We start from the raw sequence: 11,820 nt of genomic DNA, 5'->3' as shown, positions 1-11,820 counted from the left end.
CCCTGATCGGCCCCGTGACGACCGGGCGCCTGGAGTCCTGTTCGAGACGTGTCCGCGCGTTGACATCGCACCTATGCCCATCCAGGGCGTGACATGGGCGCGTTGGCCGTTACCTTGGCGGCTGTCGTCTCGGTCGCGGTCAGGCGTTCGAGGCGGAGATGTCCAGCTTCATTGACGGTGCGCGTTTCCGTGACTCCTTTGCGCCGCGTTTTCCCCTTCTGCTTCCCCCGCGTCCGCTGGGGTGGGCTGGTGTTGGCATGCCTGCTGGCGCTGCTCGTTCTGGGACCGGCCCCGGTCGTGGCGCAGAGCGGCGGCAGTGGCGAGCAGGCCGAGAGTACGGAACAGGCCCAGTCCGAGCCGCTTGAGCTGTCGGAGGTTCTGCAGCAGACCCAGCAGGCGTCGGATGAGCTTGGCAGCGGTCTGCTGCTGTCCGACAGTCGCCTGACCTACTGGCGTCAACGTCTCCCCCAACTGCGCCAGCGAGCCGCGGCGATCGAGGCCGAGGCCCGTGGACAGGTCGATTCGACCCAGCGTTTGCTGGACGCCCTGGGACCGCCGCCGGAGGACGGGCACGAACCGCGCCCGGTGGCAACGGAGCGTGACCGCCTGCAGCAGCAGCTGAACAACGAGCGGGCGCGCCTCAAGCAGGCGCAGCTGGCGATCGCGCGCGCCGACGAACTGCTGGGCCAGGTGCAGAGCGCCAGCCGGGAGCGCTTCACCAGCCGTCTGCTGGTGCGGGGGCCCTCGCCGTTGACGCCGCAGACCTGGGTGTTTGCCGGCGAGCAGTTGACCAGCTCGTTGTCCCAGCTGGTCACCGTGATCGCGAGCGCCGACCATTTGAAGCGCACGCATGACGACTGGCTGAATATCGCTGGTGGCGCGCTGGCGATCGTCCTGGTCAGCCTGGTGATCGCGTGGCTGCTGCGCCGGATTCTGTTGCAGCGCTTCGGCAGAACGCCGCAGGCCGAGCCGCCGCCCACCCTGGTACGCCTCACCGGCGCGTTGCTGCACACGCTGTTTTACCTGCTGGTCCCCGGGCTCGCGATGTCGGCCCTGTACGCCTATCTTGAGGCAGTCGGGCTGATGCAGGGGCTGCTCGACCAGTTAGCGCTGAATGCGGCCCTGGCGGTGGCTTTCGCCTTCCTGATCGATGGCCTGGCGCGGGCCGTCACCGCGCCGGAGGCAAGCGCCTGGCGCATCCTGCCGGTATCCGATCCCTGCGCGGTTCGGGTGGGCTGGATCGCGCGGGTCGGCGCGATCGTGTTCGGCGCCGACATCCTGATCGTGCGCATGGGGCGGGTATTGCAGGCGGGCGAGGCGATCGCGGTCGTCCATCATCTGCTGTTCGGCCTGATCGTCTCGGCGCTGCTGCTGGCGCTCACCCGGCGCGACATCTGGCAGCCCCCGGAACTGGACGAGAGTACGGACGAGGCGCTCAAGGCCGCCCGCCGCAAAGCCCGCACCTGGGCGGCAATCGGGGTGCTGGCGCTCGCCCTCAGTGTGCTCGGCTCGATCGTGTTCGGCTACTACGAGCTGTCCCGCTACATCATTACGCGCACCATCCTGACCGGGGTGCTGATCGGTCTGCTGCTGTTGCTGCACGCGGTCGCGCGCGAGGGCATCACCACGATCTTCCAGATGACCCGGCTGCGCACGACGGGTCGACGGCAGGAGGACAGCACCACGCCGATCCTGCAGTTCTGGATCGGTGCCGGTGTCGATGTGCTGGTGCTGGCCCTGGGTGTGCTGCTGGCCTTGCCGCTTTGGGGGGTCGAGTGGAACGACCTCTGGGCCTGGCTGCGGGACGCGCTGATGGGCTTCACGCTCGGCGGAGTGACGATTTCGCCGTTCGACCTGGCGCTTGCGATCGCGCTGTTCGTGGTGGTGTTGTCGATCACCCGGGTGATTCAGCGCACGCTCGATACCCGTGTGCTGCCGCAGACCCGGCTCGACATCGGGGTGCGCGAGAGCTTGCGCACCTTCACCGGCTACCTCGGCCTGATCGTGGCCGGGCTGATCGCGCTGTCGACCGCGGGGCTCAATCTCTCCAACCTGGCGATCGTTGCCGGTGCGCTGTCGGTGGGTATCGGTTTTGGGCTGCAGGCGATCGTCAACAACTTCGTCTCCGGTCTGATCCTGCTGTTCGAGCGGCCGATCAAGGTGGGCGACTGGGTCGTGATCGGCCAGCACCAGGGCTATATCAAGCGGATTCGCGTGCGCTCGACCGAGATCGAGACGTTCGACCAGTCGTCCGTGATCGTGCCGAACAGCGATTTCATCAGCCAGTCGATCATCAACTGGACCCATACCAACCGGGTCTGCCGCGTGATCGTGCCGGTGCGCGTGGCCCACGGCACCGATACACAGGAGGTCCACGACCTGCTGCTGCAGGTGGCGCGCGAGCATCCGCATGTGCTGCGCATGCCCGAGGCGCACGTCTTGTTCATGGACTTCGGCGAAAGCGCGCTGCACTTCGAGTTGCGCGTGTTCGCGCGGGACACCGACTATTTCCTGTCGCTGGCCAGCGAACTGCGCTTTGCGATCGACCAGAAGTTCCGCGAGAGCAATATCGTCATTCCCTACCCGCAGCGCGACCTGCATATCCGCACCGGCACGATGGACCGCGGCCGTGCCCGGATCGACCGGCCGGAAACCGATATCCCCGAACAGGGCACCACCCCGGCCAGCGGCGGGCCGGATGGGGACTAGGACATGGCTGCAAGATGCCCTATCCCGCGTAGAGAGGGCCTTGCGGTTGATGCCGTATCGGTTCGCGTCGGGCTGCCCTGGATATCGTGGATGAGAAGGCGCATCTAAGGGCGGTTGTTGACACCTGAAGAGTTGAGCTTCGCACGCGCCCATGACCCTTGACGCCCTGACCCAAAGCGCCTGGCGGGCGCGCCTGACGCAGTTGGTCGAGCACGCACGTACGCGCCAGGTGATCACCGCGCTGATCTGCCTGAATGCGGTGACGCTCGGGCTGGAGACCTGGGACGATGCGACACGTGTGGCCGGCGGTTGGCTGGTGGCGATCGATACCGCGATCCTTTCGGTGTTCGTCGCGGAGGTGGGGGCCAAGATCGTCGCCTACGGCCGACGGTTTCCGCGCGACCCCTGGAACGTCTTCGACTTCGTCGTGGTCGGCATCGGCCTGATCCCGGCGACCCACAGCTTTTCCGTGCTGCGGGCGCTGCGGGTGCTCAGGGTGCTGCGCCTGGTGTCGGTGGTGCCGTCGATGCGCCGGGTGGTGCAGGCGCTGTTGTCGGCGATTCCCGGTATGGGCTCGATCGTGCTGCTGCTGGGCCTGATCTATTACGTCTGCGGGGTGATGGCGACCAAGCTGTTCGGTGCCGCCTTCCCGGAGTGGTTCGGGTCGATCGGGGCGTCGATGTATTCGCTGTTCCAGATCATGACGCTGGAAAGCTGGTCGATGGGCATCGTCCGCCCGGTGATGGAGGTCCACCCCTGGGCCTGGGCGTTCTTCGTACCGTTCATCCTGCTGACCAGCTTCGCCGTTTTGAACCTGTTCATCGCGATCATCGTCAACGCGATGGAGGCTCACCATCGCGCCGAGGTCGCGGACGAGGAAGCCCAGCGCGAGGCCGTACGCCAGCAGCGTCACGAGCGTTTGGACGAGGAGATGCGGGGCCTTCGCGAGGAGCTGCAGGCCTTGCGTCAGGCCGTCGAGCGGCGCGGGGAGCGTTGAGGCGCGGGCGTACGCGTACACCCAGTATCAGGCGTCGTCGTAGCGTACGTGCGTCAGGTACAAACCTTCGGGCGGTGCCGTCGGCCCGGCCGCGCTCCGGCAGCGGGCGTCCAACGCGCGCGTAACATCGTCCGGCGTCCACTTGCCTTCGCCGACCAGACGCAAGGTGCCCGCGATGTTGCGCATCTGATGGTGCAGGAATGAGCGCGCGCGGGCGGTGATCCGGATCTCCGTGCCATCGCGGATGACATCGAGGGCGTCCAGCGTTTTCACCGGCGACGCCGCCTGGCATTCGCTCGCCCGGAAGGAGGTGAAGTCGTGGTGGCCGACCAAGCGCTGTGCGCCGGCGTGCATCGCCGCAGCGTCGAGGGGCGTGGGCACCCACCAGACGCGTCCGGCCTCCAGCGTCGGTGGCGGCCGTCGGTTCAGGATGCGGTAGAGATAGGCGCGCTCGCTCGCGGAAAAACGGGCATGAAAGCCCTCGGCCGCCGCTTCGGCGGAAAGGACCACGACGGACTCGGTCCGCAGGAAGTGGTTCAGCGCGTCGCGCAAGGTATCGCCGTCGAGCGGCTTCAGCAGGTCGACGTGCGCCACCTGCGCCAGCGCATGCACGCCGGAGTCGGTGCGTCCGGCGGCCTGCACCTGCGTGTCTTCGCCGCTTAGGGCGCGCACCGCCTCCTCGACCGCCTGCTGCACGCCGCGCCCGCTATCCTGGCGTTGCCAGCCGACGAAGCCGCCGCCGTCGTACTCCAGCACCAGTTTCCAGCGCGTTGGCGTCTGCGGTGTCATCGCATGCCGTCGGTCGTGGGCTCAGCGCCGGATCATGGCAGCACGGTGCCCTGCTTCAGCGGCGTCCCACGCAGGAATTCCTCGGCGTCCATCGGGTTCTTGCCGCCGCGCTGCACGCGGACCAGCTTCAGGCAGCCAAGCCCGGTCGCCACGGTGAAGTCCCGGGCGTTCATGACCGTGCCGGGCGGCGTGCCGGTCGGGGCCGCCCCGGCGATGCGCGCGCGCAGCACCTTCAGGGTCTCGCCGTCGGGCTGGCCCCCCTCCGCGTTCGGCTCGGCATCCTTGGGCGCCGGTAGCTTGGCGACCGCGCCCGGGATCGGCGCAAAGGCCCGGATAAGCCGCTCCAGCTCGATCGCCGGGCGGTGCCAGTGCAGTTTGCGGTCATCCTTCGACAGCTTCGCCGCGTAGGTGGCGCCCTTTTCCGGCTGCGGCTCGGGTGTGAGCTCGCCCGCCGCCAGCTTCTCCAGGGTCGGCACAATCAGTTTAGCGCCCATTTCCGCCAGCGTGTCGTGCAGCTGCCCCGCATCGGTGTCATGGGTGATCTCCGTGCGCTCGCGGGCCAGCACCGGGCCGGTGTCGAGGCCGCTATCCATCTGCATGATCGATATGCCGCTGGCGCTGTCGCCGGCCAGGATGGCGCGTTGGATCGGGGCCGCGCCGCGCCAGCGCGGCAGCAGGCTGGCGTGGACATTGATGCAGCCCAGGCGCGGCGCTTCCAGGATCGGTTGGGGCAGGATCAGGCCGTAGGCGACGACCACTGCGGCGTCGAGCTTCAGATCCGCGAACGCCTGCTGGGCGTCGGCGTCCTTGAGCGAGGCCGGCGTGCGCACCTCGATGCCGCGCGCTTCCGCTTCCTGCTGCACCGGGCTGGGCTGGACCTTGTGGCCACGACCGGCCGGGGCCGGGGGTTGGGTGTAGACACACACGACCTCGTGGCCGGCGTCCACGAGCGCGCGCAGCGTCGGCAACGCGAAGTCCGGCGTTCCCATGAAGGCAAGGCGGAGTTTGTCGGCCATGATATCCGGTTGTGCGTCGGGCCCGCTGGCCCGAGGCCAGTGGGCGGGGGTTCGACAGGAGGCGGGGGCTAGGCGTTCACGGACGCCTTCTTGTTCGGCTTTTTGCCGGCTTGCTGCTTGGCGAGCTTGCGCATCAGCATGTTGCGCTTGAGCGCGCTTAGATGATCGACGAACAGCACGCCGTCGAGATGATCGATCTCATGCTGGATGCAGACCGCGAGCAGGCCCTCGGCTTCGAGTTCCTGGCGCTGTCCCTGTTCGTCCAGGTAGGCGACCTTGCAGGCCGCTGGCCGGGTGACGTCGGCGTAGATCTCGGGCAGCGACAGGCAGCCTTCCTCGCGGGTGTCCGGCTGCTCCGAGGTCCAGAGCAGTTCCGGGTTGATCATCCGGTAGGGCTGCGGCGCTTCCCCCTCGTTCGCGCAGTCAAGCACGATGACCCGTTTGGAGATGTCGACCTGGGGCGCCGCCAAACCGACGCCGGGGGCATCGTACATCGTTTCCAGCATGTCCTCGGTCAGCTGGCGGATCTCGTCGTCCACCTCTTGGACCGGGTCGGCGCGCCGTTTCAAGGTTGGGTGCGGCGCGATCAGGATGGGCAGGACGGCCATGGCTGCTCTAGATGATGCGAAGTCGCGTTGCGAGTGTAGATGACCGCCGGGGCGCGCATGCAGATTCACGCGATATCCGGTGACGGGCGGCCTATCGGATGACACTCGTCTAGGTATGGGGCAGCGCGCAAGGGGTCAAGGCAGACGGATCGCGACCATCCGCACCCCCATTTGCACCTTGCGATAAAGAGACCCTTGCCTTGCGACCGATGCGCGCGGCATCTTGCGGCTTAGAATTATAGTCGGCACACCACCGGCGGATAAACGGACCAAGCGGAGCGGATCATGGGCTTCAACATCGTCATGGCGCTGGGCGCGCTGGCCATCGTGGCGCTGATCGCCATCGCGTTCTTTTGGCCCGGTATCCTGTATTACGCCGCGCTGGCCCTTGCGATCCTATGGTTCCCGCTGATCATTGCGATGTGCACCGGCTTCGGTATTCAGGGCGACGACGCCGAGGAAGACCACGCTTAGCTTAGGCTTCGGCGACCGGGGTCTGGCCACCGGAACGTGGGTGCCTAGCTATTCCGCCGCTGTGGGTCGGCGGGCCTCGACCTCCCGCAGTAGGCGGTGCAGCGCTTGGTCGTGCATGTCCAGCGCTTCCAGGTGCTGAACGGTGTTGCGGAGATACTCCAGGCAGGTGCCGCCCTTGCCCTCGCCCTGTAGGATCAGTTGTGCCATTTCGTCGTAGCTCAGGCGCCCGGCGTATTGCGCGTGCGTCGGATCGACCACGAAGCCGGCCGCGCGCACCTGCGCCCCCGTGTCGAGTGTCAGCTTGAGCCAGTGGGGGTCGTAGACGCCCAGCACCATCTCGCGTTCATACAAGTAGTCCATCACCGCTTCGCCCTCGGCTTCCGGCACCTTGTAGGCCAGGCCGCGACACGAGCCGCCGCGCGCCAGCCCCAGCACCAGCCCGGGCGTTTCCGGCGTGCCGCGGTAACGGTGGGAATAAACGCAAAATCGCCGGTGGAAGCCATGCAGCATCGCCGGACGGGCTTCCTTGTGCGGGAACCCGGGCCGCCAGATCAGTGAGCCGTAGCCGAACACCCAGAAGTCGCCGCCCGGCGGATTGAGACGTGGCTTTCCGGGCAGTTCCTGGACGGTCATGGGCGATCCTGTGGTTGCATGGGCGTGATTTCTTTTGCAGGCGCGAAGCATAGGCATCGGGATCGGTCCCGCCAAGCCTACTGGAAACCAGCAGCCGGGGTTGCGGATGACGCTTTGCCGCTGCAGGCCTATGGTTCTAGCCTCGTCCGTCGTCTTTTTATACCGGGAGGGATCGACCCGCTGATGCGCCGGCGTACCAAGGTTTTCGTAATCGTCCCGCTGCTTCTGCTGCTTCTGGCCGGCGGGGCCCTGGCGGGGACGTGGGTCTGGGCGTCGAACGCGGTGCGTACGGGCTATGAGACCTGGCGGGCCGAGCGCATGGCGGAGGGCTACAGCTTCCAGAACGCAGACCCGCAGGTTGAAGGTTTCCCCACGGCCGTGCGTGCGACCCTACGCCAGCCGGTTGTGGCGGCGCCCCAAGGCTGGCGTTGGGAAGGCCCGGTGGTGACCGGGCAGGCGGACGTGCTCAGTCCGTTCACCGTGCGGGTGACGGCGCCCGGCACGCACATCTTGCGGACGACCGACGGCCGTCGGCTCAAGGCGGACGCGGAAAACGCCCACGGTCGTTTGCTGTTGCAGCCGTCCGGTGGGATGCGGAGCGGGCAGATCACGCTCGAACAGGTCACGCTCGATGGGTTGCCGGCGGGAGTCACGCGGGCGGCGGCACTGTTCGTCGCCCTGGGTCCGGAGCGCCGGCCGCCTGACGGGCCGCACGAACTCGATGTCACGTTTGAGACGGACGGTTTGGAACTGCCGGCGCACCTGGAAACGGCGTTCGGCAACCGGATCGATCGGCTGGCCGTCCGCGGGACGCTCAAGGGCCGGGCGCCGCGACAGTGGACGCGCGCTGAGTTGCAGGCCTGGCGCCAGCGCGGCGGCGCAATCGCGGTCGATCACCTAGAGTTGACCTGGGCGCCGCTCAGTCTGCAAGGGGACGGGGTGCTTAGCCTGGACGACCGTTTGCGCCCGAGCGGCACGCTGGACGTCGCCGTGAGCGGCCTAGGGCCGGCGTTGGACAAGCTGGCGGCGGCCGGCCGGATCGACCGCAGCGCGGTCAATTATGCCAAACTGGCGCTCGCCGCGCTGGGCCGCCACGATTCCGCAACCGGTGAGACGCGCGTCGACGTCCCGCTCAGCTTCCGTGCGGGTCGTGTGTACCTGGGCCCGGTGCCGCTTGGTCGGCTAAGGCCCGTTCTCCCGGCGTCTTAGGCGTGGCATCCGGTTCCCGCGGGTCGAACGAACCGGCCTGGTGGGCCTGCACCACCTCCTGGCGCAGGTCGCGCGTGCGCCGGAAGTGATCTTCCAGGAACCCGCCTTCGCCCCAGCGGATGGCGCGTTGCAGGGCGGTGATGTCCTCGTTGAACCGTTGCAGGACTTCCAGGACCGCGTCGCGGTTGTTCAGGAAGATATCCCGCCACATGATCGGATCGGACGCGGCGATGCGGGTGAAGTCGCGGAAGCCGCCGGCGGAGAATTTCACCACTTCGCGCATCTCCCCGGGCTCCAGATCGGCAGCGGTGGAGACGATCGTGTAGGCGATCAGGTGCGGCAGGTGGCTGGTCACCGCCAGCACGCGGTCATGGTGTGCCGCCTCCATCTCCTCGACCATCGCCCCGCAGCTGGTCCACAGCCGCGTGACCCGTTCGACCGCCTGGGTGTCGGTGCCGGGCGGTGGGGTCAGGATGGTCCAGCGCCGCTCGAACAGCTCGGCGAAGCCTGCCTCCGGACCGGACTTCTCCGTGCCCGCGACCGGGTGGCCCGGTACGAAGTGCACGCCCTCGGGCAGATAGGGGCCGACGTCGCGGATCGTCGCCTGCTTGACCGAGCCGACGTCGGAGACGACCGTGCCCTTGGCCAGGGCGGGCGCGATCCGCTCGGCGACCTCGGCGTAAGCGCCCACGGGCGTGCAGATCATCACCAGGTCTGCCTCGCGCACGGCTTCGGCCGGATCGTCGGTGGTGCGCGCGCAGATGCCGAGTTCCTCGGCTTTCGCCCGCGTCTCTGGCTTGCGGGCGCAGCCGACGATTTCGCCGACCAGACCGTGGCGTTGGGCTGCCAACGATAGCGACGCGCCGATCAGCCCTACGCCGATCAGCGCCATGCGCTCGAACAGGGGGCCACTCATGCCGTGTGTTCCGCGCCGCCCAGGCCCTGCTGACGGGCGAATTCGGCGAACACATCCGCGGCTTGGCGCATCTCCCACTCCGCGCCGATCGACACCCGCAGGCAGTCGGGCAGGCCGTACTTCGCCATTTGCCGGGTCAGGACGCCATGGCGTTTGCAGTGGGCCACGGCGGCTTCCGCCATCTCGGGGTCGGCGAAGCGCACCAGCACGAAGTTCGCCGCCGAGGGCAGCACCTCCAGGCCCGCGCCGCCGACTTGCTGGCGAAACCAGTCGCGCCAGCGGTTGTTATGCTCAAGCGACCGGGCGACGTGTTCGCGGTCCAGCACAGCGGCCTCGCCTGCGGCCAGCGCCGGCTTGGCGACGTTGAAGGGACCGCGTACCCGGTTCATGACGTCGACCACCTCGCGCGGCCCGTATAGCCAGCCCAGACGCAGCGCCGCCAGGGCGTGAATCTTGGAGAAGGTGCGGGTCATCACGACCTGTCCGCCGGCGTCCACGAGATCCGCGCCCGGCGAATAGGCAGGCTCGTCGACGTATTCGGCGTAGGCCGCGTCGATCACCAGCAGCGTACCTTCGGGCAGGCCGTTGTGCAGGCGCTCCAGCTCCGCCTTGTCCAGATAGGTGCCGGTCGGGTTGTTCGGGTTCGCCAGGAACACGAGCTTGGTGCGTTCGGTGACACGCGCGAGCAGCGCGTCGACATCGGCCTTCAACTCCGTGGTTTCCGGAGCGGCAACCGGGGTCGCGCCGGCGGTGGTGGCGGCGATCGGGTACATCAGGAAGCCGTGGCGGCTGTACAAGACCTCGTCACCCGGCCCCGCATAGGCGCGCACCAGCAGTGCAATCAGCTCGTCGGAGCCTGCGCCGCAGACGATCCGGTCGGCATCCAGCCCGTGGGCCGAGGCGATCGCCGCACGCAGGGCGCTGGCGCTGCCGTCTGGATAGCGCGGCAGATCGTCGGCCATCTGCAGATAGGCCTGGCGCGCCTTGTCGCTGGGGCCCAGCGCGTTCTCGTTGGAGGCTAGGCGGGCCGGGCGGTCGAAGCCGGGGAGGCTGGCCTCGCCGCCGACATAGGGCTCGATGTCGAGGATACCGGGGCGCGGTGTGGGCGCCATGGGAACCGTCCTATCGGTCGTTCGTGTGTCTATATTCAGGGGTATGGCGGCGCGGGGCGTGATGGCCGTGATCGTTTGCGGAAGCGTGCGGGATCAGACCAGCGCGTCGGCGTCCAGCGGCCGGGCGTAGCCGCCGACCGACCAGGCCGCCACGATCGGCGTGTCGTCGCCGGCGAGCCGGGCGAGCCGGGGGTCGTCCGGGGCGATGCAGCCGGTGACCTCGACGAGATAGAGAGCTGCGTCGCTCTCGCCCGTGCAGTATTTCCAGTCGACCACGGTGAAGCCGCCACGCTCGACCGCGCGCTTGAGCGCCGATCGGCTGGTCGTGTGATCCGTTTCGACGACGATATAGGCGCGGTCGTCACCGGTGTCTTCCTGCTGCGACAGTCCGACCGCAAGGCCTTCCGTTTGCCCGGCGGTGGAGATCGGCGGGGCGAATGGCAGGCGCGCGATCACCCGCGGCACGCGCTCGCCGCTGCGGGCCATCCGTCGCCACCAGGGATCCGATTCCTCGCTCTCAGGCATCGGCAGCACGCCGACCGTGGCTTCGCCTTCGCTGACCAGTTGCAGCACCCGCTGCGCGGACGGCAGGGCGTGGATCGCGGTCAGGGACCCGAAGTGGTCGCGCGCCAGGTTGGCAAGTGGCGCGTTCTTCTGCCCGCCGAGCGTGGCGACGGAGAACTGGTTCTGCAGGCTCAGACCCGCAGCGAAGATCTCCCGCCAGATACGCACCAGGACCGCCTTGGGGAAGGCGCCCTGATGCCGGGCGATCAACCGGCGGAGCACGATCGCTTCGCGCCCTGGGCGCAGATAGACCTCGCTGCCCGTCTTTGCCCGCCCGATCGCCGCCTGCAGCTCGCCGCGGCGCATCAGTTGGTCGTGAATGGCGTCGTCGATCTGATCGATCTCTTGGCGCAAGTCGGCCAACGTGGACGGGTCGTTCGGCATGGGTTCGGGACGCAGGTTTCGTGTTGAAATGAAAGAGTGGCCTTCCGCCTGGACAACGCGCCCGAGGGGCGTGCGGATGGCGTCAAACCGATCCCAGTGATAAGCTTCCGCTTGGCGCGAATCAAAATAAAACCGTCCGCCGACCCAAGGCTGTGAGCGGCTTTGCGCCAGGGGTATGCGGTTCCCGGCGGAATGCCATCGGGCTCGTCGTGAAACCCGGTTCCGCGGCAACCGTTGACAGAGTGGCTGCGACCTTCCTAGCTACAGGCCCCCGCGCACTACCCCGAGTCGTTGGCTGGCTGTGCCCGCATCGAAAGGGTTTGGCGCGAGCATGATCAAGCGCAGCCGGCCGCGCGATCGTCGCGAACGATCAAGAGAGGCCAGACCGCCCGCGTCTTCGGCGCGCGGC

General features: G+C 67.9%; 11 protein-coding genes. 4 read left to right on the top strand and 7 right to left on the bottom strand.

Annotated elements, in window-relative coordinates; genetic code table 11:
* Positions 1-189: 189 nt before the first annotated feature.
* Both RHOSA_RS0101480 and RHOSA_RS0101475 read left to right on the top strand, forming a co-directional pair.
* Positions 190-2,709, top strand: coding sequence for a DUF3772 domain-containing protein (locus tag RHOSA_RS0101480; RefSeq protein WP_169816582.1), 2,520 nt, complete (start codon positions 190-192; stop codon positions 2,707-2,709).
* Positions 2,710-2,860: 151 nt separating this feature from the next.
* Positions 2,861-3,706, top strand: a complete 846-nt coding sequence (locus tag RHOSA_RS0101475; RefSeq protein WP_051431689.1) for an ion transporter — start codon at positions 2,861-2,863, stop codon at positions 3,704-3,706.
* Between the two features lie 27 nt (positions 3,707-3,733).
* Here RHOSA_RS0101475 and truA read toward each other — a convergent pair whose 3' ends face one another.
* The 3 genes from truA to def form a co-directional block, all read right to left on the bottom strand.
* Positions 3,734-4,495, bottom strand: coding sequence for a tRNA pseudouridine(38-40) synthase TruA (gene truA / locus RHOSA_RS0101470; RefSeq protein ID WP_027287290.1), 762 nt, complete (start codon positions 4,493-4,495; stop codon positions 3,734-3,736).
* 32 nt (positions 4,496-4,527) lie between these two features.
* Positions 4,528-5,511 (bottom strand): methionyl-tRNA formyltransferase, encoded by a 984-nt coding sequence (gene fmt, locus RHOSA_RS0101465; RefSeq protein ID WP_027287289.1) that lies wholly within the window; start codon positions 5,509-5,511, stop codon positions 4,528-4,530.
* A 68-nt stretch (positions 5,512-5,579) separates the two neighbouring features.
* Positions 5,580-6,119 carry a peptide deformylase gene (gene def, locus RHOSA_RS0101460; protein ID WP_027287288.1) on the bottom strand — a complete coding sequence of 180 codons (540 nt, stop codon included), beginning with the start codon at positions 6,117-6,119 and terminating at the stop codon, positions 5,580-5,582.
* 285 nt (positions 6,120-6,404) lie between these two features.
* Between def and RHOSA_RS0101455 the strand changes: the two genes are divergently transcribed.
* The gene (locus RHOSA_RS0101455) at positions 6,405-6,593 is read left to right on the top strand and encodes a hypothetical protein (protein ID WP_027287287.1); all 189 of its coding nucleotides are present in this window, start codon (positions 6,405-6,407) and stop codon (positions 6,591-6,593) included.
* Positions 6,594-6,641: 48 nt separating this feature from the next.
* On the opposite strand, the gene RHOSA_RS19690 is transcribed toward RHOSA_RS0101455, so the two are convergent.
* Positions 6,642-7,226 (bottom strand): gamma-glutamylcyclotransferase, encoded by a 585-nt coding sequence (locus tag RHOSA_RS19690; RefSeq protein ID WP_051431688.1) that lies wholly within the window; start codon positions 7,224-7,226, stop codon positions 6,642-6,644.
* Between the two features lie 183 nt (positions 7,227-7,409).
* Between RHOSA_RS19690 and RHOSA_RS0101445 the strand changes: the two genes are divergently transcribed.
* Positions 7,410-8,435 carry a DUF2125 domain-containing protein gene (locus RHOSA_RS0101445; protein ID WP_027287286.1) on the top strand — a complete coding sequence of 342 codons (1,026 nt, stop codon included), beginning with the start codon at positions 7,410-7,412 and terminating at the stop codon, positions 8,433-8,435.
* Here RHOSA_RS0101445 and RHOSA_RS0101440 read toward each other — a convergent pair.
* From RHOSA_RS0101440 to RHOSA_RS0101430, 3 genes are all read right to left on the bottom strand, one after another.
* Positions 8,359-9,351: a prephenate/arogenate dehydrogenase family protein gene (locus RHOSA_RS0101440; protein WP_027287285.1), complete on the bottom strand. Its 993-nt coding sequence runs from the start codon at positions 9,349-9,351 to the stop codon at positions 8,359-8,361. The genes RHOSA_RS0101445 and RHOSA_RS0101440 overlap by 77 nt on opposite strands.
* Positions 9,348-10,463 carry a histidinol-phosphate transaminase gene (hisC, locus tag RHOSA_RS19685; protein WP_051431687.1) on the bottom strand — a complete coding sequence of 372 codons (1,116 nt, stop codon included), beginning with the start codon at positions 10,461-10,463 and terminating at the stop codon, positions 9,348-9,350. The genes RHOSA_RS0101440 and hisC overlap by 4 nt, the downstream gene beginning before the upstream one ends.
* A 93-nt stretch (positions 10,464-10,556) precedes the next feature.
* A complete protein-coding gene (locus RHOSA_RS0101430) occupies positions 10,557-11,411 on the bottom strand; it encodes a chorismate mutase (protein WP_027287284.1) in 855 nt (284 codons plus the stop codon).
* Positions 11,412-11,820 lie beyond the last annotated feature (409 nt).

Origin of the sequence: Rhodovibrio salinarum DSM 9154 (assembly GCF_000515255.1) — a bacterium.
In the GTDB taxonomy this organism is placed as follows: Bacteria; Pseudomonadota; Alphaproteobacteria; order Kiloniellales; family Rhodovibrionaceae; genus Rhodovibrio; species Rhodovibrio salinarum.
The sequence above is the reverse complement of the archived record's forward strand: the minus strand, read 5'-3'. Positions and strand labels throughout refer to the sequence as shown.

Coding starts and splice junctions, on each gene's coding strand:
- RHOSA_RS0101475 (WP_051431689.1), top strand. CDS start 2,861: ATGACCCTTGACGCCCTGACCCAAAGCGCCTGGCGGGCGCGCCTGACG.
- truA (WP_027287290.1), bottom strand. CDS start 4,495: ATGACACCGCAGACGCCAACGCGCTGGAAACTGGTGCTGGAGTACGAC.
- fmt (WP_027287289.1), bottom strand. CDS start 5,511: ATGGCCGACAAACTCCGCCTTGCCTTCATGGGAACGCCGGACTTCGCG.
- def (WP_027287288.1), bottom strand. CDS start 6,119: ATGGCCGTCCTGCCCATCCTGATCGCGCCGCACCCAACCTTGAAACGG.
- RHOSA_RS0101455 (WP_027287287.1), top strand. CDS start 6,405: ATGGGCTTCAACATCGTCATGGCGCTGGGCGCGCTGGCCATCGTGGCG.
- RHOSA_RS19690 (WP_051431688.1), bottom strand. CDS start 7,226: ATGACCGTCCAGGAACTGCCCGGAAAGCCACGTCTCAATCCGCCGGGC.
- RHOSA_RS0101445 (WP_027287286.1), top strand. CDS start 7,410: ATGCGCCGGCGTACCAAGGTTTTCGTAATCGTCCCGCTGCTTCTGCTG.
- RHOSA_RS0101440 (WP_027287285.1), bottom strand. CDS start 9,351: ATGAGTGGCCCCCTGTTCGAGCGCATGGCGCTGATCGGCGTAGGGCTG.
- hisC (WP_051431687.1), bottom strand. CDS start 10,463: ATGGCGCCCACACCGCGCCCCGGTATCCTCGACATCGAGCCCTATGTC.
- RHOSA_RS0101430 (WP_027287284.1), bottom strand. CDS start 11,411: ATGCCGAACGACCCGTCCACGTTGGCCGACTTGCGCCAAGAGATCGAT.